The sequence below is a fragment of the Solwaraspora sp. WMMD406 genome (assembly GCF_029626025.1).
Lineage (GTDB): Bacteria > Actinomycetota > Actinomycetes > Mycobacteriales > Micromonosporaceae > Micromonospora_E.
Map to the genome: position 1 here is coordinate 5,238,730 of NZ_JARUBF010000001.1, position 23,108 is coordinate 5,261,837.

19 protein-coding genes are annotated in these 23,108 nt (G+C 71.1%); 13 read left to right on the forward strand and 6 right to left on the reverse strand.

What is annotated here, in order from left to right; genetic code table 11:
- Nucleotides 1-49: 49 nt before the first annotated feature.
- From O7632_RS23095 to O7632_RS23115, 5 genes are all read right to left on the reverse strand, one after another.
- Entirely contained in the window at nucleotides 50-1,471 is a 1,422-nt protein-coding gene (locus tag O7632_RS23095) for a GH1 family beta-glucosidase (RefSeq protein ID WP_278117167.1), read from the reverse strand.
- A complete protein-coding gene (locus O7632_RS23100) occupies nucleotides 1,468-2,253 on the reverse strand; it encodes a carbohydrate ABC transporter permease (protein ID WP_278120298.1) in 786 nt (261 codons plus the stop codon). The genes O7632_RS23095 and O7632_RS23100 overlap by 4 nt, the downstream gene beginning before the upstream one ends.
- A 120-nt stretch (nucleotides 2,254-2,373) precedes the next feature.
- A complete protein-coding gene (locus O7632_RS23105; protein WP_278117168.1) occupies nucleotides 2,374-3,363 on the reverse strand; it encodes a sugar ABC transporter permease in 990 nt (329 codons plus the stop codon).
- A gap of 139 nt (nucleotides 3,364-3,502) precedes the next feature.
- The gene (locus tag O7632_RS23110) at nucleotides 3,503-4,804 is read right to left on the reverse strand and encodes an extracellular solute-binding protein (protein ID WP_278117169.1); all 1,302 of its coding nucleotides are present in this window, start codon (nucleotides 4,802-4,804) and stop codon (nucleotides 3,503-3,505) included.
- Nucleotides 4,805-5,199: 395 nt separating this feature from the next.
- Nucleotides 5,200-5,745, reverse strand: a complete 546-nt coding sequence (locus O7632_RS23115; protein WP_278117170.1) for a plasmid pRiA4b ORF-3 family protein — start codon at nucleotides 5,743-5,745, stop codon at nucleotides 5,200-5,202.
- Between the two features lie 147 nt (nucleotides 5,746-5,892).
- On the opposite strand from O7632_RS23115, the gene O7632_RS23120 reads away from it, so the two are divergent.
- From O7632_RS23120 to O7632_RS23170, 11 genes are all read left to right on the forward strand, one after another.
- Nucleotides 5,893-6,717 carry a pyrimidine reductase family protein gene (locus O7632_RS23120; protein ID WP_278117172.1) on the forward strand — a complete coding sequence of 275 codons (825 nt, stop codon included), beginning with the start codon at nucleotides 5,893-5,895 and terminating at the stop codon, nucleotides 6,715-6,717.
- A 160-nt stretch (nucleotides 6,718-6,877) separates the two neighbouring features.
- Nucleotides 6,878-8,689: an ATP-binding protein gene (locus O7632_RS23125; protein WP_278117174.1), complete on the forward strand. Its 1,812-nt coding sequence runs from the start codon at nucleotides 6,878-6,880 to the stop codon at nucleotides 8,687-8,689.
- 38 nt (nucleotides 8,690-8,727) lie between these two features.
- Nucleotides 8,728-9,927: an exonuclease SbcCD subunit D C-terminal domain-containing protein gene (locus tag O7632_RS23130; protein WP_278117176.1), complete on the forward strand. Its 1,200-nt coding sequence runs from the start codon at nucleotides 8,728-8,730 to the stop codon at nucleotides 9,925-9,927.
- A complete protein-coding gene (locus tag O7632_RS23135) occupies nucleotides 9,924-12,440 on the forward strand; it encodes an SMC family ATPase (RefSeq protein ID WP_278117178.1) in 2,517 nt (838 codons plus the stop codon). Before O7632_RS23130 ends, O7632_RS23135 begins: the two co-directional genes overlap by 4 nt.
- Entirely contained in the window at nucleotides 12,437-13,507 is a 1,071-nt protein-coding gene (locus O7632_RS23140; protein WP_278117179.1) for a hypothetical protein, read from the forward strand. Before O7632_RS23135 ends, O7632_RS23140 begins: the two co-directional genes overlap by 4 nt.
- Nucleotides 13,508-13,540: 33 nt before the next feature.
- A complete protein-coding gene (locus tag O7632_RS23145; protein ID WP_278117181.1) occupies nucleotides 13,541-14,398 on the forward strand; it encodes a fused MFS/spermidine synthase in 858 nt (285 codons plus the stop codon).
- 85 nt (nucleotides 14,399-14,483) lie between these two features.
- Nucleotides 14,484-15,179, forward strand: a complete 696-nt coding sequence (locus O7632_RS23150; RefSeq protein ID WP_278117183.1) for a sigma-70 family RNA polymerase sigma factor — start codon at nucleotides 14,484-14,486, stop codon at nucleotides 15,177-15,179.
- Nucleotides 15,176-16,078, forward strand: coding sequence for a zf-HC2 domain-containing protein (locus tag O7632_RS23155; RefSeq protein ID WP_278117185.1), 903 nt, complete (start codon nucleotides 15,176-15,178; stop codon nucleotides 16,076-16,078). The genes O7632_RS23150 and O7632_RS23155 overlap by 4 nt, the downstream gene beginning before the upstream one ends.
- Nucleotides 16,079-16,363: 285 nt before the next feature.
- A complete protein-coding gene (locus O7632_RS23160) occupies nucleotides 16,364-17,041 on the forward strand; it encodes a hypothetical protein (protein ID WP_278117186.1) in 678 nt (225 codons plus the stop codon).
- Nucleotides 17,042-17,356: 315 nt separating this feature from the next.
- Nucleotides 17,357-18,148 carry a hypothetical protein gene (locus tag O7632_RS23165; protein WP_347403589.1) on the forward strand — a complete coding sequence of 264 codons (792 nt, stop codon included), beginning with the start codon at nucleotides 17,357-17,359 and terminating at the stop codon, nucleotides 18,146-18,148.
- Nucleotides 18,149-18,633: 485 nt separating this feature from the next.
- Nucleotides 18,634-19,530: a DNA-3-methyladenine glycosylase 2 family protein gene (locus O7632_RS23170; RefSeq protein ID WP_278120301.1), complete on the forward strand. Its 897-nt coding sequence runs from the start codon at nucleotides 18,634-18,636 to the stop codon at nucleotides 19,528-19,530.
- Here O7632_RS23170 and O7632_RS23175 read toward each other — a convergent pair.
- On the reverse strand, nucleotides 19,524-20,066 hold the full coding sequence (locus tag O7632_RS23175) for a DUF1990 domain-containing protein (protein ID WP_278117188.1): 543 nt from the start codon (nucleotides 20,064-20,066) through the stop codon (nucleotides 19,524-19,526). The genes O7632_RS23170 and O7632_RS23175 overlap by 7 nt on opposite strands.
- A 258-nt stretch (nucleotides 20,067-20,324) precedes the next feature.
- On the opposite strand from O7632_RS23175, the gene O7632_RS23180 reads away from it, so the two are divergent.
- Together O7632_RS23180 and O7632_RS23185 are read left to right on the forward strand one after the other, a co-directional pair.
- Entirely contained in the window at nucleotides 20,325-21,410 is a 1,086-nt protein-coding gene (locus O7632_RS23180) for an ATP-dependent DNA ligase (protein WP_278117190.1), read from the forward strand.
- Between the two features lie 147 nt (nucleotides 21,411-21,557).
- A complete protein-coding gene (locus tag O7632_RS23185) occupies nucleotides 21,558-23,078 on the forward strand; it encodes an alpha/beta hydrolase (protein WP_278117192.1) in 1,521 nt (506 codons plus the stop codon).
- Nucleotides 23,079-23,108: the final 30 nt, after the last annotated feature.

The window sequence follows — 23,108 nt, forward strand, 5'->3', positions numbered from 1 at the left end:
CCCCTCGCGGGGACCGGCACCGCCGCCCGTTATTGCTGGCTGACCACGCCTATTGTGCGGCCAGACCGTTACGTCGGATCACATCGGCGTACCACCTGGCGCTCGACTTGGGGATCCGAAGCTGGCTGTCGTAGTCGACGTGGATCATGCCGAAGCGCTTCGAATAGCCCCAGGCCCATTCGAAATTATCCATCAAAGACCACGCGAAGTAGCCCCGCACCGGCACTCCGGCCGAGATCGCTTCGTGACAGGCCCGCAGATGCGCGTCGAAATACGCCAGCCTGTCCGGATCATCAACTTTGTCGTTGGTCACCTCGTCGACGTAGGCCGACCCGTTCTCGGTGATGTAGATCGGCACCTCGGGGTACTCGTCGTGCACCCGCCGCAGGACCTCGACCAGTCCCGGCGCGTCGACCTCCCAGCCCATGTCGGTGACCGGCAGCCCACGGGCCACGAACCGGACCTGTTCGCTGCCCGGCCAGTTGGACGGCTCGTCCCCGTCCGGCGATCCGGTTGGCGCGGCGACCACGTGCCGGGTGTAGTAGTTGATCCCGAGCACGTCGAGCGGGGTGGCGATGACGTCGAGATCCCCGTCGCGGACGTGCGCCAGATCGGTCACCGGACGCAGGTCCTCCACCACGTCCTGCGGGTACCGCCCGTGCAGGATCGGGTCGAGGAAGATCCGGTTGGCCAGGCCGTCGATCCGGCGGGCGGCATCCCGATCGGCGTCGGAGTCCGTCTGCGGCGACACCGCGTACAGATTCAGGGTGACGCCGAAGTCGTGGTCCGGCCGCGCCGCTCGCATCGCCTGCACGGCGAGGCCGTGGCCGAGCATCAGGTGGTGCGCGGCGCGGACCGAGTCGCCACCGTCGGTACGCCCCGGGGCGTGCACCCCGGAGCCGTACCCGAGGAACGCCGAGCACCAGGGCTCGTTCAACGTGGTCCAGTACCGCACCCGGTCGCCCAGCGCGCCGTGCACCAGTTCGGCGTAGTCGGCGAACCGGGCCGCCGTGTCCCGCTCGGGCCAGCCACCCGCGTCCTCCAACGGCTGCGGCAGATCCCAGTGGTAGAGGGTAAGCCACGGCTCGATGTCGTGCTGCAACAACTCGTCCACGAGCCGGCGGTAGAAGTCGAGCCCGGCCTGGTTGGCCGCCCCGCTGCCACCGGGCTGGACCCGCGGCCAGGACACCGAGAACCGGTAGGACTTGAGCCCGAGCTCGGCCATCAGCCCGACGTCGTCGCGGTACCGGTGGTAATGGTCGCAGGCCACGTCACCGCTGTCGCCGCCGAGCACCTTCCCCGGGGTGTGACTGAAGGTGTCCCAGATCGATGGTGTCCGGCCGTCGACGCTCGCGGCCCCCTCGATCTGGTAAGCCGCAGTGGCGGCACCCCAGAGGAATCCGGGTGGGAAGAAAAGCTGCCCGGAACCCTCCCCGAGCTCAGCTGCCTGCGGACTCGTTGCTTTTGTCACGACTTGACGGCACCTTCCATGATGCCACCGATGATCTGGCGGCCAAAGATGATGAAGACGACGAACAGCGGAAGCGTGGCGATCAGCGTTCCCGCGAAAATCTGGGAGTTGTCGGCGAAGTACGCCGAGTTCAGACTGCGCAGGGAGATCTGCACGGTCGGGTTGGTCGGATCAGCGAGCACGACGAACGGCCAGAAGAACTGGTTCCACTGCTCCATGAAGGTCAGCAGACCGAGCACGGCCGCCGCCGGCCGCAGCGCCGGAGCGACCACGTGCCAGAAGATGCGCCAGGTCGAACAGCCGTCCACCCGGGCCGCTTCGATCAGCTCGTTCGGCACCGCCTGTTCGGCGTACTGCCGCATCATGAAGATCCCGAAACCGCCGATGAGGAACGGCACGATGACCGATGGCATCCGGTTGAGCCAGCCGAGCTCGGACATCAGGATGTACAGCGGGAGCACGCCGAGCTGGATCGGGATCATCATCGACGCGAGCACGATCAGCAGCATGGCGTTCTTGCCCCGGAACCGCAGCTTGGCGAAGGCGAAGCCGGCGAGCGAGCCGAAGAAGACCGTGGCGATGGTGATCGTGCCCGACACCAGGACCGAGTTCATCAGCCCCTTGAGGATGTTGGCGTCCTGGTTGGCCAGCACCCGGCCGATGTTCTCACCGAGGTTGCCGCCGGGCAGGAACGGCGGCGGCCAGGCGTTGGCCGCGTCGTTGGTCCGCGAGGCGATGACGATCATCCAGTAGAACGGGAAGAGCGACAGGATCACGCCCATGACGAGCCCGATCCAGGTCAGCGGGCTGGCCTTGAACAGCCGCTCCGAGGTCGACGACGGGCCCTTGCCACGGCGGGGTTTGCGCGACACGGGTTGCAGGGTTGCGGTGGTCATCGTGCCTCACTTGTCCGAGCTGATTCGACGGGCCAGCAGATAGTTGACGAGCGACATGCCCGCGATCAGCAGGAACAGCAGCAGCGACACCGCCCCGGCGTAGCCCCACTGGAAGCGCTGGTTCATGACGTCGAGCAGATACATCGTGATCGTCTGGAACTGCCCCTGTGACCCACCGGAGATGCCGCCGGGCCCGCTGGTGAACAGCAAGGGTTCGGTGAACAGTTGCAGGCCACCGATCGTCGAGATGATCAGCGTGAAGATGATGGTGGGCCGCAGCTGTGGCACGGTGATCGACCAGAACTGCCGCATCCGGGTCGCGCCGTCGAGCGCGGCGGCCTCGTACATGTCCTTGGGGATGGCCTGCATTCCGGCGAGGTAGATCAGGGCGTTGTAGCCGACCCACCGCCAGTCGACCATCGTGGAGATCGCGAACCAGGAGGCGAGCTTGCTGGCCCGGAAGTCGATCGGATCGACACCGAAAATCGACAGCAGCCAGTTGACCAGGCCGAAGTCCCGGGCGTAGATCATGGAGAAGATCAGCGCGACGACCGCCGTGGAGGTGATGATCGGCATGGCGATGGCCATCCGGAAGAAGGTCTGGCCCTTGATCCGCCGGTTCAGCGCGTTGGCCAGCATCATCGCGATCACCAACTGCGGCACGGTGGCCATGACGAACATGCCGAAGGTGTTGTAGACGGCGTTCCAGAACTGGGGATCGTCGGTCAGCAGCCGGACGAAGTTGTCCAGGCCGACGAAGCTGATCTCGGCGTTGAGCGGTGACCGGTCGGTCAGCGCGATCCAGACGGTGTAGACGATCGGATAGACGCCGAAGATCGCGAAGATCACGAAGAACGGCAGGACGTAGAGGTATGGGGAGAATCTGAGGTCCAGGCGGGTGAACGAGTGGCGCCGAGCCGTCTCGCCGCCGCCGGCCGGACCCGCCCGGTGGCCGCGCCGCTGCGCCGGCGCGGGGGTGTCAAGCTCCAGGCTCATCGGGAAGTCCTTCAGTTGTACGGCGGCCGGCCGCCGTTGGCAAGGGGTTCCACGCGCCGCAGGCACCGCGACGCGGCGGGAGAGGTGGCGTCGGCAGAACCCCGCCGACGCCACCTCTCACACGGTGTGTCGCACCGCTCTATCGGCCGGCGGCCGTACCGTTCGTGACGGCGTCCTGCCAACCCGCGTCGGGCGCCTGACCCTGCTCGACCGCACGCAGCGCGTTCTCCACCGCCGTACGGACGGCCTGGTTCTTCGGGCCGAGGTAGACCGGCTTGAGCTCGCTGGCACCGGCGGCGAAGATCTCACCGGTCGGAGCGTCCGAGAAGTACTCGTTGACCGCCTCGGCGACCTTCGGGTCCGACAGCGCCTGCGGCGACGACGGCAGGTTGCCGACCGCTTCGAAGGCGGCGATGTGACCCTCCGGGCTGGTCAGGTACTTGACCAGCTCAGCGGCGGCCTCCTGGTGATCGCTGGAGGTCGGCACCGCGAGGAACGAACCACCCCAGTTGCCGCCGTTGCCCGGCGCGGTGGCGATGTCCCACTTGCCGGCGGCCTCCGGACCGGCCTGGCCCTCGATGACACCGGTCATCCAGGCGGGGCAGGCGATGGTGGCGAAGCTGGCGTTCTTGAAGCCGGCGTTCCACTCGTTGGAGAACGACTGGAGGTTGTTCGACAGGCCGGCACCGATCATGTCGGTGGTCAGGTCGAACGCCGCCTTGACGTCCGGGTTGCTCTCCAGGACGAACTCGTTGCTGGGGTCGTAGTAAGTGTGCCCGCTGTTGGCACCGGCGATCTGGCTCAGCACCAGGTTGTAGAAGCTGGTCGCCGAGTCGACGAACGCCTTGTCCGGGGTGGCGGCCTTGAACTGCTCGCCGACCTCGATGAACTCCTCCCAGCTGGACCACAGCCCGCTGACCTCGTCACGCTCGGTCGGCAGGCCGGCGGCCTCGAAGAGGTCCTTGCGGTAGCACAGCGCCATGCCACCGACGTCGGTGCCGAGTCCGAGCACCTTGCCGTCGGGCAGCACGCCGGCTTCCCACTTCCAGGGCAGGAAGTTGTCCTTCAGGTCGTTGGCGCCGTACTCACCGAGGTCGACGAACTTGTCGGCCTGGGCGAAGAACTGCGACATCGTGCCCTCTTCGATCGCCACCACGTCTCCGGCACCGGAGCCGGCGGTGATCTGCTGGGTGAGTCGGGTGTTGTAGTCGCCCAGACCGAGACCCTTGCCTCGCTGCTGCACGGTGACGTTCGGGTTGTCCTGCTGGTACTGCTCGATCAGTTCGTCATATCCGAAACCCGCGTCGCCGAAGATGTCGACAACCAGGGTGATCGGGCCGTCTGGATCCGATTCGGCGTCGTCGGAGCCGCAGGCCGCCGCCGTCAGCATGACGGCTGAGGCGAGTGCGACCGCGGCGAACCGCCGGAGCGTGACGCTCATCCTGACCCCTCTCAAGGTCGCTATTTCTGTGGTGGGGGGTGACCGTGTGGTGTCCGCTCCGGGCTCCGGGACAGCGTTGGCGAAAGGGGTCCGACAACTCGGAGCGGGCACTGCACGGCCGCGCTCCGGGAGAATGCAAGCAAGTGACGTGGGCCTCACTCACCCCGGCCGGGAGCGCTCCCATGAGATTGCCGGGAGGTTTCGGAGGTGTCAAGGGGCCACTGGGAGCGTTCCCATTTCGTTACTGCCGGAGCTGACCCCGTCCAGCGGGGCGCCGGATCGACCCACGGGTGGTCACCGGCCCGGAAACCGCTGGTCGCCTAGCGGTGAACCGACGGACGCCTGACGGTGAACCGACGGACTGGCCGCCGGCGGTCGGTCGGTCGGTCGGTCGGTCAGGCGAACCGGCGCAGGAGCGTGGTGACGCGGGCCGGATCGAAGGTGTGCGGATCGAAACGCGGACCCGCCCAGGCGATCATGTCGGCGTGGCGGGGATGGGCCGGATCGGCGACCGCGGCGAGGAACTCGGCGTACCCGTACGCCCCGCCGACGTCCTCCGGCGGACAGCCGCCCGCGCCGTCGAGGCACAGTGGATACCGTACGTCCGGCTCGGCGAGGCTGACGTCCTCGACCACGACGTCGTGCTCCCACCAGTCCCCGAAGTCGTACGTGTAGCGAAGCCGGGCGCCTTTGCCCGCCACCACGTCGAGCCGTACGTCCAACTCGTCGCGCAGCAGCAACTCCCCGTCCGGGTCGGGCACACCGTACTGTGCACCGTCGATCTCGAACGAGTGCAGGTGGCAGTCGTGCCAGCCCATCGCGTGCTGGATCACCCGGTGCACCCGGTCGAGGGTGTAGCCGCCGGGCACCAGCAACCGGCGCCAGACCGAGGGGGTGACGTCGGTCAGGGTCACCTTCAGTCGAAAGATCTGACGAGGCATGTCCACCGCTCCTCTGGCCTAGGCTCGGACCATGATCTGTGGTGCGTGCCGCGTGGGGCAGCACGGTAGGTGTCCGGGCGGTAACTGGTGCGACTGTCAGCACCGTACCCCCGCCCCCACCCCACCTGTCACGGGTCCGGCGGGCGAATGAGCCTCGACGCCGCCGGCGACCGGTCTCCGACACCCCCGGCACCAGGGATCCGACGACTGGCACCGATCCGACCCTGCCCCGTCGACCTGGACGACGAGGCGCTCGTCGACAGCTACGCCAACCCGGCTCTTCCCCATCTGCGCGTCAACTTCGTGACCAGCGCCGACGGGGCGGTCACCGTGGCGGGCCGGTCCACCGGTCTGTCGAGCCCGGCGGACAAGCGGGTCTTCGCGATCCTGCGGATGCTCTGCGACGCGTTGCTCGTCGGCGCCGGCACGCTCCGCCAGGAGCGGTACCGTCCGCTGCGGCTGGATCCCCGACGGCGGTCCTGGCGGCGGCGACACGGGCTACCCGAGCAGCCCACCCTGGTGGTCGTCTCCGGTTCACTCGACCTCGATCCGACGCATCCGGCGCTGGCCGACTCCCCGGTCCGGCCGATCGTGCTGACCACGCGCACCGCGTCTGCCGACCGCCGACGCCGATTGGCGCCGGTCGCCGACGTGATCGCGGAGGGCGACCCGTCGGTGGACCTGACCGCCGGCCTGGACCTGCTGCGGGCCCGGGGACACCGGCACCTGCTCTGCGAAGGCGGCCCGATGCTGTTCGGCGCCCTGACCGCCGCCGACCTGGTGGACGAGCTCTGCCTGAGCGTGTCGCCGCTGCTCGCCGGCGCTGGCGCCGGCCGGATCACCGCCGGTCCGCTCAGCCCCGTACGCCAACTCGACCTGCGCCAGGTGTTGGTGGCCGACGACGGTCTGCTCCTGCTGCGCTATCTGCGCCGACCCGACCCGACACCACCTCACCCCGATCACCCACAGTGATATAACGTTCACGCCAAGGCGCCGATCATCGTTGATTACCCCGCCGGACGCGGAAATCGAGCCGGCTCCCCGAGTCGGTTCGCCTCGGGGTCGTACCCGTGCGGCAGGATGCAACCCGTGGGTACGAAGCGACGCGAGATACAGCGATCAGGACATCACAATGAGTGACCTGATTGCGGAGCCCGAATGGCCGGACTACGACGGTCCGGACTACGACGGTCCCGACCCCGACGGGCCGGCTCTGGGATCGGCGGTCGGTCGGGTCCTCGGCACCGCGGACGCCACTCCCCTACAGTTCTGGACCGCCGTCGAAGCCGGCAGCTACCTGCAACTCGACGACGTCGTGGTGACCCGACGCGCGCTGCCCGGACAACCGCCGGTGACCATCGCCGGGGTGGTGACCCAGGTACGGGCCCGGCACGAAGGTGCCCAGTTCGACTCCGACGTCTTCGCCATCGCCGACGGCACCCTGCCCGCACAGGTGCAGGAAGCCGCCGAGATCACCGCCACCCGACTCGACCCCGAGATCTACGTACCGCCGCAGCCGGGCGCGCCGGTCTGGCGGGCCGAAGGTGACGCCCGGGCCCGCGCGCTGCACTTCGACCGGATGGAGCGGCAGATCCCGATGGGATTCGGCCGCGACAGCGTCCCGGTCTACCTCAACGCCGACTTCCTCGACGGCCAACGCGGCGCGCACGTGTCGATCTCCGGCATCTCCGGGGTGGCCACCAAGACCAGCTTCGCCATGTTCCTGCTCTATTCGGTGTTCCGCTCCGGCCGACTCGGCGGTGACGCGGTTAACGCCAAGGCGCTGATCTTCAACGTCAAAGGCGAGGACCTCCTCTTCCTCGACCACCCCAACGTCCGGTTGGACGAGGCGACGACGACCGCGTACGCCCGGCTCGGCCTGCCCGCCGGGGCCTTCCCCGACGTACGGGTCTACGCCCCGCCCCGGGCCGGCGACGCCTCCGGCACCCCCGATGTAAAAAGCCGACCGACCGGCGTGGACAGCTTCTACTGGACCGTCGCCGAGTTCTGCGACAAGCAACTGCTGCCGTACGTGTTCGCCGACGCCGACGACGAACGTCAGCAGTACACGATGGTCGTCCACGCGGTCACCGCGTACCTGCGCCGGCACGCGCAACCCGCCGACGGCGGCATCAGCATCGACGGCCGGCGGATCGGCTCGTACGGGGATCTGGTCGACCACGTCGTCGACCAGCTCGGCGACGAGGAGACCCGGTCGGCCTGGGCCGGCTCGGCCGTCGGCATGGGTACGGTGAACGCCTTCGCCCGCCGGCTGATCGGCAGCAAACGCGACCTGGCCCGGCTGATCCGCGGTGACCTGGCCACCCGACGACCACATCAGATCAGCACCGACGACAGCGCCCAGGTGACCGTGGTCGACCTGCACAACCTGCCGGACCGGGCGCAGCGGTTCGTGGTCGGGGTGACGCTCAAGAGCGAGTTCGACCGCAAGGAACGGGCCGGCACCGCGAAACCGCTGCTGTTCGTGGTCCTCGACGAGCTCAACAAGTACGCCCCCCGGGACGGCTCCTCGCCGATCAAGGAGGTGCTGCTCGACATCGCCGAACGCGGCCGGTCGCTCGGCGTGATCCTGATCGGCGCGCAACAGACCGCCAGTGAGGTGGAGCGGCGGATCGTCACCAACTCGGCGGTCCGGGTCGTCGGCCGACTCGACCCGGCCGAGGCGTCCCGTCCCGAGTACGGCTTCCTGCCCGCCGCAGCGCGTCAGCGGGTGCTGCTGGCCAAGCCCGGCACGATGTTCGTCAACCAACCGGACATTCCGGTGCCGCTGTGCCTGGAGTTCCCGTTCCCGGCGTGGGCCACCCGCCACTCGGAGGCCGGTGCCGCGCCGAGCGGCACGCTGCGCTCGATCACCCAGGCCGCCGATCCGTTCGCCGTGGTCGGCAGCCGGTCGGCGATCTCCGACGACGACATCCCGTTCTGACCAGGTAAGGCCCACATGGTGAGGAGGTCACCCGACAGATGAGGATCCTGCACACCTCCGACTGGCACGTCGGCAAAGTCCTCAAGGGACAGCCTCGGCTCGCCGAGCAGATCGCCGTACTGGCGCAGGTGGTGGAGATCACCCGGGCCGAACGTCCGGATCTGGTGATCGTCGCCGGCGACCTCTACGACACGGCCGCACCGACCCCGGACGCCACCCGGGTGGTGACCCGGGCGTTGACCGCGCTGCGCGGCACCGGCGCCGCCGTGGTGGCGATCGGCGGCAACCACGACAACGGTGCCGCGCTCGACGCGCTACGCCCCTGGGCGGACGCCGCCGGGATCACCCTGCGCGGTTCGGTCCGAGAGGACCCGGCCGAGCATCTGATCGAGGGGGTCACCGCCGACGGCGAGGCGTGGCGGCTCGCGGCGCTGCCGTTCCTGTCCCAGCGCTACGCCGTACGGGCCACCGAGATGTACGACCTGACCGCCGCCGAGGCCACCCAGACGTACGCCGACCACGTCGGACGGGTGATCGGCCGGTTGACCCGCGACTTCGCCTCGGCGGCCTCGGCCCCGGCCTCAGCTACCAGCACGCCCACGGTCACCGGCACGCCCACGGTCAACCTGGTCACCGCGCACCTGACCGTGGTCGGCGGCCAGACCGGCGGCGGCGAACGCGAAGTTCACACCGTCCTCGGCTACGCCGTACCGGCGACGGTCTTCCCCACCAGCGCCCACTACGTCGCCCTCGGCCACCTGCACCGGGCGCAACGCGTCGACGGGCCCTGCCCGATCCGCTACAGCGGCAGTCCGCTGGCGATCGACTTCGGCGAGCAGGACAACGTCGCGTCGGTCAGCGTCGTCGACGTCACCGCCAGCACCGCCGCCCGGGTACGGGAGGTCCCGCTGACCGCCGCCACCGCGTTGCGTACCGTCCGGGGCACCCTGGCCGAGCTCGAAGCCGGCGAGTACGGCGACGCCTGGCTGCGGGTGTTCATCCGCGAGGCACCGCGCGCCGGGCTGCGTGAGGAGGTGCAGGCGCTGCTGCCCCGGGCCCTGGAGGTGCGGATCGACCCGGACCTGCTCCCGGCCGGCGGCACCGCGACACCCGCCGCGCGCCGCGCCGGCCGGGCCCCGGCGGAGCTTTTCGCCGACTACCTGGACTCCCGGGGACACGGCGACGACGGCGTCCGGGCCCTGTTCGACACCCTCTACGAGGAGGTGACCTCGTCGTGAGGCCGCTGCGGCTGGATCTGGCCGGTTTCACCGTCTTCCGCGACGAGACCACCGTCGACTTCACCGACGCCGACTTCTTCGCCCTGGTCGGTCCGACCGGCTCCGGCAAATCCACCATCCTCGACGCGATCTGCTTCGCGCTGTACGGCGTCGTACCCCGGTGGGGTAGCAGCCGGGGTATCGCCTCGGCGCTGGCCCCGTCGGCCAACGAGGCCCGGGTGCGGCTGGTCTTCGAAAGCGCCGGCAGCCGCTATGTCGCCACCCGGGTGGTCCGCCGGGACGCCCGGGGCGCGGTGAAGACCGGAAACGCCGGCCTGCAGCTGATGCCACCGGGCTTCGACGTCACCCGGCTGGACACCGGGATGAGCCCGGACGACCTCGGCGACGTCCTCGCCGGCAGCGCCGCCGAGATGGAGCAGGCCGTGCTGGACGCGGTCGGTCTGCCGTACGAGCAGTTCACCACCTGCGTCCTGTTGCCGCAGGGCAAGTTCGCCGACTTCCTGCACGCCAAACCCGCCACCCGGCAACAGATCCTGGTCAACCTGCTGGGGTTGCACGTCTACGAGCGGGTACGGGATCGGGCCACCGCCCGCGCCGGGCAGGCCGACGCGGCGCGCGACGCCGTCGACCAGCTCCTCGGTGGCCTGGCCGATGCCGACGACGACGCGCTGGCCGCCGCGACCGAACGGGTGTCGGTGCTGCGGGACCTGTCCGGCGCGGTCACCGACGCGCTACCCGACCTGACCCGGGCACAGCAGGCGGTGGCCGCCGCGAGTGCCCGGCTGGCCGAGGTGGACGCCGACATCGACCGGCTCGGGCGGGTCCGGGCACCCGACGCGGTGGCGGCGCTCGCCGAGGCGGTGGCGACGGCCCGGACCACGGCGACCGACGCCGGTCACGCCGTGGTCACCGCCGAGGAGCACGAGGAGAAGGTCCGCGCCGAACTCGCCGCCAGTGGCGACCCGACCACGTTGCGGCTGCTGGTCCGGGCCCACGAGGAACACGACCAGGTGGCCGCCGACGCGACCAAGCTGGCGTCGGCCGTACGCGCCGCCGAAGGCGAACACGCCGCCGCGACGGCGGCGCTGCGCTCGGCCCGCACCGCCGCGGCAGCCGCGGACGACGCGCTGGAACAGGCCCGCCGGGCCTACCAGGACGCGCAGACGGCGCAACGCGCCGAGGCGCTGCGGACCCACTTGGTCGCCGGCGAACCCTGCCCGGTCTGCGAGCAGCCGGTCGACGCCGTGCCACCGATCGCACCCGGGTCCCGGCTGGCCGAGGCGGAAGCGGCCGGCCACGCCGCCCGCGCGGCGGCCGACCGGGCCCGGCAGGTGGTCACCGATTCCGAGCAGGCGGTACGGGCCGTGGAACGCGCCCTCGACCAGGCCCGCGCCCGCCACGAACACCTCGGCACCCGGTTGTCGCAGCTGGACGACCAACTGTCCACCTCACCCGGGCGCGACGCCCTGCTCACCGAGCTGACCGCCATCGGGCGGCTGCAGGAGCGCCTCGACCAGGCCGGCGGCGCGGTCCGGCGGGCGCGGGAAGCGGCCCGGCAGGCCCAGCGGGCCGCCGCCGAGGCCGAGCAGCGGTTGCAGGCCGGGTGGCGGGACTTCGACACCTGCCGGGACGCGGTCGCCGGGCTGCGTCCGCCAGCGGCCGACCGCACCGACCTGGCCGCCGCGTGGCGGGCGCTGGCCGACTGGGCGACCGGTCAGCTCGACGATCGCCGTACGGCCCGAGCGGCGGCGGAGCTCGACCTCACCACCGCGAACGAGGCCGCCGCCGGCGTCAGCGCCCGGATCGACGAGTTGTTCGACGCCGCCGGAGAGCCGCCGCCCGGTGGCCGGCCGACACCCGGCACGGGACTCCCGGTCGAACCCGCCGGCTACCAGCAGGCGGCGGTCTTGGCAGTCGAGCGGGCCGAGGGCGAGCTCCGGCGGATCGGCGACCGGGTCGACCAGGCGGCGCAGCTGCGTCAACGTCGGGCCCGCCACGACCACGACGCGCAGGTCGCCCGCGCCCTCGCCGGACACTTGCGGGCCAACAACTTCGAACGGTGGCTGCTCACCGAAGCCCTCGACCTGCTGGTGCAGGGGGCGTCGCGGATCCTGCGGGACCTGTCCAGCGGGCAGTACGAGCTCGTCCACGACAAGGGTGAGTTCTTCGTCGTCGACCACCACGACGCGGGCCTGCGCCGGGGGGTGCGGACGCTGTCCGGCGGCGAGACCTTCCAGGCCTCGCTGGCGCTGGCGCTGGCCCTGTCCGAACAACTGGCCGGCATGTCGACCACGGCCGCCAGCCTGGAGTCCATCGTGCTCGACGAAGGTTTCGGCTCCCTCGACGCGGCCACCCTGGACACCGTCGCGGCGACGTTGGAGGGGCTGGCCGCCCGGGGGGATCGGATGGTCGGCCTGGTCACCCACGTACCGGCGTTGGCCGAGCGGGTACCGGTCCGGTTCGAGGTCCGCAAGGACGCCCGGACCGCGCGGGTGCAGCGGAGCGGACTGTGACCGGGGTCGCGACCGGCCGGCCGGCCCGCCCCGCGTCGAGTCGGCCGGGCCGCGGCGTCCGGTGGTTCGTCGAAGGGTGGCAGCCGGGCTACGGCACGTCGTTCGAAGCCGCCGACTCCGCCGGCCCCGGCCCGGCTGACGACAACACGGAGGCCACCGACCTCGCGGTGGAGCTGGAACCGGCGGCGTGGCAGGCGTTGCGGCAGCCAGCCGAGGTCCGGGCCCCGGACGTGGTGCTGCTGGTGGACGGGGTACGCCGAATCGACGCCGCACTGTGGAGCGACGAACCGGACGGGGTCTCCTACCCCGCCGTGGCGGCGTCCTACGCCGCCGGAGTGGTCCGGTGCGACCTGCGGCGCGGGGCGGCGACCTTGGCCGGGGCACGTCCGGAGCGGGGACTGTTCACGCCGAACGCGGCCGCGACCGATCTGACCTTCGGCGCGATCCGCTACCCGGCCCGGCTGGTCGACCACACCGACCCGGCCACCTTGGCGCAGGCGGTGCAGCCGGCGCTGGCCGCGCTGGAGATCGCCGTGTCGGAGCAGGCCCGAGCGGACGCTGGTGCCGACGGGGAACTGCTGGTGGTCGACGGTCCGCTGCGGGGGCGACAGCTGCCGACCACCGTCGGATACGTCAAGTCGCACAGCCGCACCTATCTGCCGGCCGAGCTGACACCGGTGGTGACCGGGCTGCGCCCGGCCGAACGCAGCCCGGTGTTCAAGCACGGCACCCGGTGGCGCAACTACTCGTGGTATCTGCGGCTACCCGGTCCCCGTGGCGCGCCGTGGGCGGGCATCGTCCGGCTGGAGTGCCGACCCGACATCACCGCGCGGGCGGCGATCGCGTTGGCGGATCTGTCCCTGGCGGCGCTGCCCCGGTTCGCGTCGACTCCGTACAAGGATCCACGGGCACCGCAGAACCTGGTACCGATCGCCGGACTGGAGCGACGGCTGCGGGCCATGCTCGGTGACGCGCGACTGCTGCACCGGGCGCTGAGCCTGTCCGCCGGTGGAGCCGGTGGAGCCGGTGGATCAGCCCTGCGCCAGCCGGCCGTCCTGCCGCGCTGACGACCGGATCAGGTCGGCAGGCATACTGCACGGGTGGGTCGAGTACGCAGGTCGGAGCCGCCGGCGGTCCAGGTCGACACCGGCACGGCGCGACTGGCCCCGGATCCGGATCGACGGCGGGCGTACACCCTGTTGTTGGACGGCACCCAGCAGTCACACGTCGACCTCGACGATCCGACGCACCTGGAGTTCGAATACATCCGCCGGATCGCCGCCGCGATCGACCTGGCCGCACCGGTCGGCGCCGCGCTGCGGGTGCTGCACCTCGGTGGTGGCGCGCTGACCCTGCCCCGGTACCTGATGGCCACCCGACCGGGGTCGACCCAGCGGGTGGTCGAGATCGACGGCGCGCTCGCCGACCTGGTCCGCCGGGAACTGCCCTGGCCGGCCGACCGCAACCTGCGGGTCCGCATCGGCGACGCGCGGGCCACCGTCGAGGAGGCCCGCCCCGCCAGCTACGACCTGGTGATCGCGGACGTCTTCGCCGCTGCCCGTACCCCGGCCGGGTTGACGTCGGTGGAGTTCGTCGCGGCGGTCGAGCGGATCCTCGCACCAGGCGGGCAGCTTTTGTCCAATGTGGCGGACGGCCCGCCACTGCGCTGGGCCCGTCGTCATCTCGCCACCGTCCGTAGCGTACTGCCCGACATGTGCGTCATCGCCGACGCGGCGGTACTGCGCCAACGCCGGTACGGCAATCTGGTCGTGGTGGCCGGGCGGACCGCGCCACGCGTCGGCGAGCTGACTCGCCGGGCCGCCGGAGACTGGTTTCCGGCCCGCGTGGTGCACGGCGAGGCGCTCGACCGGCTCCTCGACGCGGCGGACGTCATCGTCGACGCGGACGCCGAAGCGTCGCCGCCGCCACCGGGCGGAGTTTTTCTGGGCGGCCGTTGATCCGGACGCCGGCCCGCTCCGTATCTGGGGGTGGGCCCACAGCCACGCGGGCCGGGGTTCGGTGCAGTCTGATGGAGGTCGGCGCATGTACGCGGTCGCGAGCGGCTGGCAGGCTGAGGCGGTCCGACCGGGCGCGATCGGCGGAGGCTCGCCCGCCAGCCGAGCCACGCAACGTTGGCAGACGATCGACGGGAGGGCGGCCGAACGCGATGATGAGCCGGTGACGCCACGGACGGCAGGTCCCCGCCACCAGGCCGGGACCGCCGAATCCAGCCATGGGGACGAACTCGTCCGCACGCTCTACGACGAGCACGCCCGGCCGTTGCTGGGATTCGTGCTCCGGCTCACCGGGGGGGACCGGCAACGAGCCGAGGACATCGTCCAGGAGACCCTGCTGCGGGCGTGGCGTAACGCGCACCGCCTCGGTGCCCAGGGGCAGGCGTCGCTCCGTCCCTGGTTGGTCACCGTGGCCCGGCGGATCGCCATCGACGATCACCGCAGCGAGAAGGCACGGCCGACCGAGGAGTACGACCGGGATCTGGAGAGCTTCGCGGAAGCCGACGGCACGGACCAGGTGCTTCGTCAGATGACGGTCACCGACGCGCTGCGGACGCTGAGTCAGCCACATCGGGAGATCCTCGTCGAGACCTACTTCCGTGGACGCACGGTACCGGAGGCCGCACAGGAGTTGGGGCTGCCGCTGGGCACCGCGAAGTCGCGGGTCTACTACGCGCTACGAGCGCTGCGGACGGCGCTGCAACAGCGGGGGGTTACAGAATGACACGATCCGCGCACTGGGACGTCGGCGCGTACGCGCTCGGCGCACTGGATCCCGAGGACGTCGAACGGTTCGAGGAACACCTCGCCGGCTGCTGGGCCTGCGCGGCGGAACTCGAATCACTGGTCCCGATCGTCGGGCTGATGTCTACCGTAGACATCAGCCAGTTGGAGGACAGTCCCGCCCTCCCTCCACTCAGCCCCACCGGTGCGAGCCGGGCTGGTGGGGCGGACGCCGTCAGCGACGACACCGACGACGAGGTGCCGGCGCGGACCCGGACGGTCGGCCCGTTCGCCGGCGACCGACGACCCGTCCCCAGCCCCGGCCGACAGCTCGCCCCCGCCCGTAGATCACAGCGGGTGTGGGCCAGCCGACCGTTGCAGATCGCGGCGGGGTTCGCCCTGGTGGCCACGTTGACCGGGGTCTCCTTCTTCGCCGGTTCGCAATGGTTCGGTGGCGGGTCGGTCCCGCCGCAGGCCGGGCCGGACGTCACCGTGTCGGCACCGGCGACCGACGATCCGCAGTCCGGGGTCGACGATCCGCAGTCCGGGGTCGGCGGTCCGGAGGTGACCGGCGAGAAGTTCAGCACCGTCGACCCGACCACCGGCGTCGAGGCCGACGTGGTGCTGGAAGAGGCGGCGTGGGGCACCCAGGTGTCGTTCGCGCTTCGTCGGGTACCGGGGCCGATGCAGTGCCGGCTGGTGGTGCTCCGCGCCAGCGGCACCGCCGAAGTGCTGTCCACCTGGAAGGTGCCGGAGTCCGGATATGGCACGCCGCAGCAGCCGGCACCGCTGCTGCTGACCGCCGCCACCGCCGCGCCCCGCGACGACATCGACCGGATCCAGGTGCAGGCGGTCGATCAGTCCGGGGTGGCGACCGCGCTGGTGACGGTGCCGGTCTGAGCGTACGGAGAACATGACTGATCGCGCATTACCGCGTACCACGGGCCCCCTTGTCCGGTGGTGTCGGCGAACGCATTTCGTCGACACCACCGGACAGGGGCGCTTTCGTATGTGGATCGTCCGTGGCGGGCCACCCGCCGGAGCCGGCCCACCCCGCTCACGCAGCAACCAGGAATGCGGTTCAACGGGTCGATGTGAAATTGTGCACTTGCTATTGCCGATCCAATCCGCCCCGCCCCGCGTACCTCTTGGTGAAGCCCGATGTGGACGAAAAAGGGAGGGCACGTGGCACTGGGAAAGCGGACCGTCGTAGTCGCAGGCGCGCTGGCGGCACTCGTGTTGCCGGGTTGCGCCCCGGCAGGTTACAACCCGGACGACTTCGGCGGCGCTGAGGCCCAGCCGGTCGTCAACGCGGCCAACGCGGCGGCGGCGTCAGCTGCGCCCGAACCGGCCGAAACCGAGGACGTGGCCGTCGACGTCGCGGAAGAGGATCTGACGAAGGAACTCATCGGCAAGGGCGTCGACCGGATGGGAGACGTCGTCACCGACGAGGACGGCTGGCTGCTGTACCGGTTCGACGAGGACTCCAACGACCCGCCGACCTCGAACTGCGAGGGTGACTGCGCCAAGATCTGGCCGCCGGCGTTGACCGACGGGGACCCGGTGCTCTCCGGTGTGGATGAGGACCTGGTCGGCACCGTCAACCGTCCCGACGGCACCCGACAGCTGACCATCGACGGCTGGCCGATCTACTACTACGCCGGCGACGAGAAGCCGGGCGAATGGAAGGGCCAGGGCGTCGCGGGCACCTGGTACGTCATCCAGCCCGACGGCTCGCGCAACCTGGAATGCCTGCCGGAGGGTACGCCGAAGCCGATCCCCGTTCCGCAGGATGACGAAGACGACGTGGCCAAGGACGACGAATCCGACGCCGACAGCGAGTCGGGCGACTACGACTACTGATCCCGAGGTCCGTTGATCGCGGCGGCCGGACGTAGCCAAGCCAGGGCCGGCCGGTCGCCGCTGTTGACGGAGTCGACGACACTGACGCGGGGTCCTGTGTCGACTGTGGGCACCACCGATGCGGTGGTGCCCACAGTCGATCTCGGAACTATAATTTCGGCTTAAGCAGCACCTAAGTGTTCCGTAGTTGTTCTGAGGTATGTTGACGGTTCTCGGCCTCCTCAATACGGTTTCAGGTATTGGCGTACCAGTAGCCATCACCGACTGCGTTGGACCGGACGGTTCTTCCGTCCGATGAAAAGAGGTGGCACCCACGTGAACAGTTCCCAGCGCCGACGGCGACGTACGGACGACCAGCCGACGCGCCAGGGCGGGGCACTCAGCGGCACCCGCAACCGGATCATCGCGGTGACCACGATGCTGGCCGTCTTCGGCGGAGTGGTCGCGGTGACGCAGGTGTCCTCGGCCGGCACCCGCGACCGGGATCGCGACCAGCGGGGCCGTCCCGGCGGGGAGGTCAGCGCCCCGGCGAACCCGCCCGCCGATCCCACTCCGGCCGGGCTGGAGATCCTCGGCGACGACTGTACCGGCAGCGACCTGCCGGCACACGAAGGCTTCCAGGACGGCGACCGCTGCGTCAGCACCGCCTTCGGCGAAGTCGGTGCCGCAGACACCAACCCGCAGCTCATGATCGTCTCGTCGCCGAACCGGGTCCGCGTCAACCAGCCCTTCACCTTGCGGATCAGCACCCGCAACCTGGTCCGCGACCGGTTCCTGCCTGCCGGACAGGGCGGCTACTACCTGGAAAGCTCGTTCCTCACCGAGGACGGACTCACCCGTGGCCACTTCCACACCGCCTGCCGGATGCTGACCAGCACCCGCAGTGCCCCGCAGCCCGAGCCCGTACCGGCGTTCTTCGTGGCGACCGAGGACGGCGGCGGCGGTGCCCGCGCCGACGAGGTCGTAGTCCAGGTGCCGGGCCTGCCCACCCCGGGCATCGCCCAGTGCGCGTCGTGGGCCGGTGACGGGTCACACCGGGTGCCGATGATGCAACGCGCCAACCAGATCCCCGCCTTCGACACGGTACGGGTCAGGGTGACCCGATGACCTCGGCGGTGTGACCTCTCCGCGAGCGTGGGAGCGGCCGACCGTCAGGTGCCTCGGTCCCCGCCGGAGCTGTGGAGAGCCCGTGCCGGGACCGACACCACCACCACGTACGGGGCCGCTCGACGTCCCCCCACTGTGTACCCGACCGCTTGAGCGAGAAAGGAGGACGCATCGGCCGACCATCCGGCCGGGTCCGCAGACATCTCGCACCGCGCTCACGGGGAGCGCGACGCCGGGACGATCAGATCGTCCCGGCGTTCGCCCGTTTCCGGCACCATGGCACCGTGCCGTGTCGCTCCGCCCCATGGCACCGCGTTGTGCCGGCGCTCTGGCACAGTGGCACCGTGGCTGACGGCGGGAGCACGGTGCCCGAGGACGCGACCGTCGGGTCGCCCGGCGAGCCGACGGCCACCGACGTCGGCGTTGGTGCCGGTGCCGGTGCCGGTGCCGGACCAGCCAACCCGGCCGGACACCCGACGAACCGGATGTTGCGTCCGCCAGACCGCTACCGCTTCGCCGCCTCGGTCCGGTCGCTGAGCATGGGCCGGTACGACCCGTGCGCCCGCTGGATCGGTGACACGTTCTGGTGGACCGCCCGGACCCCGGCCGGGCCGGGCACCCTGGCCCTGCGACGACACGGCACCGACCTGACCGCCGTCGGGTACGGGCCCGGGGCGGACCAGGTGGTCGCCGTCGCCGACGCCGTCGCCGGCCTACGTGATGACGGTGCCGACCACTTTCATCAGCATCTCGCCAAGCGGCACCCGGTCGTCGGCGACGTCGCCCGCCGGCTGTCCGGAGTACGGCTGCCGGCCACCGGCCAGGTCTTCGCGCGGACGCTGCGCGCGGTGCTGGAGCAAAAGGTCACCGGGGTCGAGGCCTACCGGGCCTACGCGGCGACCATTCGCCGATTCGGCACCCCGGCACCGGGTCCGGCCGCCGGCCTGTGGGTGAGCCCGGATCCGATGGTGATCGCAGCGGCACCGTACTGGCTGTTCCATCCGCTCGGGATCGAACAGCGTCGGGCCGAGACGCTGCGTCGCGCCGCGCGGGTCGCCACCCGGCTGGACGGCAGCGGCGACCCGGCCACCGCGACCCGGCGACTGACCAGCCTGAGCGGGATCGGGGCGTGGACCGCCGCCGAGGTCGTCCGGGTCGCCTACGCGGACGCGGACGCGGTCAGCGTCGGCGACTTCCACCTGCCGAACACGGTGGCCTGGGCGCTCGCCGGGGAGGTACGCGGCGACGACGCCCGGATGCTCGACCTGCTGGAGCCGTTTCGAGGCCACCGGGGTCGGGTCTGTGTGCTGCTCGAACTCGCCGGCCTGCACGCCCCGAGGTTCGGTCCACGGTCGCCGATCCGATCGTTCACCCGCTACTGATGTGGGTGTGCGGAGCGGGTCAGACGGCGCAACGCCTGCCCGCACCGCCGCGCGTAGGCGTACTGGAACAACGCGCCGACCGGTCCCGCCATCCGCATCGGCAGTGCCACCGGGCGGCTGAACGCGACCACCGCGAACCAGACCTCACCGCCGGTGCGCTCCACGATGAACGCCTCCTCGCCGCTGGCCGGGTGACCGGGCAGCGTCCCGTAGGCGAATCCGGCCCGTTCGTCGCTCGTCGCGGTCCAGACCACCGCGCAGGGCGCGGCCATCCGCAGCCGGCCGACGCCCAAGCCCACGGTGACCAACACACCCGGGTCCGCCCGGGGCGCCGAAGCCGCGATCCGCGCGCCGGCACGGCGATGCATCCGCCAGGTCAGCACGGCGTCGGCCGCGACAGTGAAGGCGTCGGAGCGTAGCCGGGTGCGGTAGTGCAGATGCCGGTATCCACTCGGCAGGTCAGCGCCGGCGGCCGGCGCGCGATCGGTGCCGGCGTGCCGGGTGGCACCGACGTCGGGATAGGTGAACGTAGGCACACCCGCGCCCTTCTGCCGCACCCGCACCTACCCCCAGATCGCTCGTGCCCTTGCCGCAGATCAGCACCGGGCCGTGCCACTGATCGCCCAGGGTCACGGTCAGGATAACGCTGGGTGTCCAACCAGGTGCGGACTTCGGCCAGACCGCCGTACCCGCCGGCCGCGGCCCACCCGGACGCGACCGGCGACCGTAGCCGACCGTAGAGGTGCCACCGCGTCGGGACCAGGGCTGTCAGCCCGGGATGATTCACTGTCCGGGTGGATCTGCCGATTGCCCTGCCGATCGAACCGATGCTGGCCAGACCCGTCGCCGCGCTGCCCACCGGCCCGGCGATGAGCTACGAACCCAAATGGGACGGCTACCGCTGCGTCATCTTTCGCGACGGTGACGACGTCGAGCTGGCCAGCCGGGGCGGCAAGACGCTGACCCGCTACTTCCCGGAAGTCGTCGAGCAGGCCCGCAGGCAGCTGCCCCGCCGGATCGTGGTCGACGGCGAACTGGTCGTCGTGCGTCGTGTCGGCGGCCGGTCCCGGCTCGACTTCGACGTACTCGGCCAGCGCATCCATCCGGCGGCGTCCCGAATCCGGTTGCTCGCCGACCAGACGCCGGCGTCCTTCGTCGCGTTCGACCTCCTGGCCCTCGATGACGAGGCGCTGCTCGACCAGCCGTTCACCACCCGACGGCGGCGGCTGGTCGCCGCCCTCGCCGCCGTGGCCGCGCCGATGTACGTGACCCCGGTGACCACGGACCTCGACACCGCGCGACGGTGGTTCGAGGTGTTCGAGGGCGCGGGCTTGGACGGCGTGATCGCCAAACCGGCGGACTTGGGCTACGAGCCCGGCAAGCGATCGATGTTCAAGGTCAAGCACGGGCGTACCGCCGACGTCGTGCTCGCCGGCTTCCGGTGGCACAAGTCCGGACCGGTGGTCGGCTCGCTGCTGCTGGGCCTCTACGACGACGACGGGGTCCTGCACCATGTCGGCGTCTGCGCCTCGTTCACCGCCGCCCGACGGGCGGAGCTGGTCGACGAGCTGGCCCCACTGCGCACCACCCCGGCCGAGCACCCGTGGACGACCGGCGACGACAGCACCGGCCAGCGGGTGCCCGGCGCGCCCAGTCGCTGGAGCGGCGGAAAGAACCTCGAATGGGAGCCGTTGCGTCCGGAGTGGGTGGCCGAGGTGGGGTACGACGCCATGGAAGGTGACCGGTTCCGGCACACCGCCCGCTTCCAGCGCTGGCGTACCGACCGGGATCCCCGGTCCTGCCGTTACGACCAGCTGGAACGCCCGGTGCGCTTCGACGTCGACGACGTGCTGGCCGGCGATCCGACGGCCCGGAGCTGACTCGCGGTGCCCTTCCCCGCCCCGCCTCACCGGCACGGGTACCGAACCGCGGACCGGCGGCGAACCACGAACCGGCACCGAACCACGGACCGGCACCGGCCCGCAGACCGGCGGCGGGCGGCCTGGCGGGGCGGCACGGCCCTGCTGGTGGTCGGGCCGCTGGTGGTCGGCCTGCTGGGTGCGGCCTCGTGTTCTCCGCCGGGTTCGCCGGGTGCCGTACCCGACCGACCGTCGGCCGCCGCCGACGGTCCCGGACCGTCCTGGCGGGCCTGTCCGGAGCTCGCCGAACAGGTGTACGGGAACGTTCCGGCCGGCACCTCGTACGACTGCGCCACCATCGAGGTGCCACTCGACTGGACGCCGGCGACCAGCGAAACCCTGCCGCTCGCCCTGATCCGGGTCCGGGCGGCGGGCCAACGCGACCGGATCGGTTCCCTGGTGGTCAACCCCGGTGGTCCGGGCGTGCCCGGTATCGAGACGGCGATCCACCTCTCGCTGGGCGAACGTCTCGGTGGCCTGCCCGACGAGGTGCTGCGCCGATTCGACGTGGTCGGCTTCGATCCACGAGGAGTCGGCCGCTCGGCGCCGATCCGGTGTGTCGCCGACGCCGACTGGGACGCGACCTTCGGTGCCGACCCCGATCCCCGCGATCCGGACGAATTCGCCGCCCTCGTCGAGCTGAGCCGACGGATCGGGGCAGGTTGCGGCGCGAGGTACGACCCGGAGCAGCTGGCCGGCTACTCGACCCACCAGGCGGCGCGGGACCTGGACGCGGTCCGCGCGGCGGTCGGCGACGACCGGCTGACCTACCTCGGATACTCGTACGGCACCCTGCTCGGCGCCACGTACGCACACCTGTACCCGCGACGGGTCCGCGCCCTGGTCCTCGACGGTGCGATCGATCCCGAGCAGGACCTGGTGGCCGGTTCCCTCGGCCAGGCCGCCGGGTTCGAGCGCGCGCTCGCCACCTTCGTCGACTGGTGCGCCCGACGACCGACGCGCTGTCCGATCAGCGCCGATCCGCGAGCAGCGCTCGACCAGGTGTTGGCCCGCGCCCGCAGCGCGCCGGTGACCGGACCGGACGGCCGGGAGGCCACCGCCGGGTGGATCTTCTACGCCATGGTCGCCTCGCTGTACGACGAAGCCGGCTGGGCCCGGCTGGGCGACGCGGTGGCGGCGCTGCGCGACGGTGACCCGCGACCCGTCTTCACCCTCGCCGACGCCTACGCCGGGCGGGACGCCGCCGGCGGCTACTCCCACCTGTTCACCGCCAACCTGGCCGTGAACTGCGCGGACAGCGAACTCGACCTGACCACCGCGCAGGTACGCGACCTGCAGGGCCAGTGGCGGGAGACCTACCCCGTCTTCGGCGCGCCACTCGCGGTCGGGCTGCTCAGCTGCGTGCACTGGCCGGGGCGGGCCGATCCCTACCCGACCGGGCCGGCGGTCGGTGCCCCACCCATCCTGGTGATCGGCACCACCGGCGATCCGGCCACCCCGTACGAGCAGGCTCCCCGGCTCGCCGAACTGCTCGGCGTCGGGGTGCTGCTGACCCGGGAGGGCAACGAACACACGGCGTACCCGCACGTGGACTGTGTCGCGCGGCTGGTCGACGCGTACCTGATCGAGCTGACCGTGCCGGCCGACGGCGAACGCTGCCCGGTGTGAGTCCGGGCCGGCACCCGGCTGGGTGCCGGC

Coding starts and splice junctions, on each gene's coding strand:
- O7632_RS23100 (WP_278120298.1), bottom strand. CDS start 2,253: ATGGGCGTGATCCTGTCGCTCTTCCCGTTCTACTGGATGATCGTCATC.
- O7632_RS23105 (WP_278117168.1), bottom strand. CDS start 3,363: ATGAGCCTGGAGCTTGACACCCCCGCGCCGGCGCAGCGGCGCGGCCAC.
- O7632_RS23110 (WP_278117169.1), bottom strand. CDS start 4,804: ATGAGCGTCACGCTCCGGCGGTTCGCCGCGGTCGCACTCGCCTCAGCC.
- O7632_RS23115 (WP_278117170.1), bottom strand. CDS start 5,745: ATGCCTCGTCAGATCTTTCGACTGAAGGTGACCCTGACCGACGTCACC.
- O7632_RS23120 (WP_278117172.1), top strand. CDS start 5,893: ATGAGCCTCGACGCCGCCGGCGACCGGTCTCCGACACCCCCGGCACCA.
- O7632_RS23125 (WP_278117174.1), top strand. CDS start 6,878: ATGAGTGACCTGATTGCGGAGCCCGAATGGCCGGACTACGACGGTCCG.
- O7632_RS23130 (WP_278117176.1), top strand. CDS start 8,728: ATGAGGATCCTGCACACCTCCGACTGGCACGTCGGCAAAGTCCTCAAG.
- O7632_RS23150 (WP_278117183.1), top strand. CDS start 14,484: ATGTACGCGGTCGCGAGCGGCTGGCAGGCTGAGGCGGTCCGACCGGGC.
- O7632_RS23155 (WP_278117185.1), top strand. CDS start 15,176: ATGACACGATCCGCGCACTGGGACGTCGGCGCGTACGCGCTCGGCGCA.
- O7632_RS23170 (WP_278120301.1), top strand. CDS start 18,634: ATGTTGCGTCCGCCAGACCGCTACCGCTTCGCCGCCTCGGTCCGGTCG.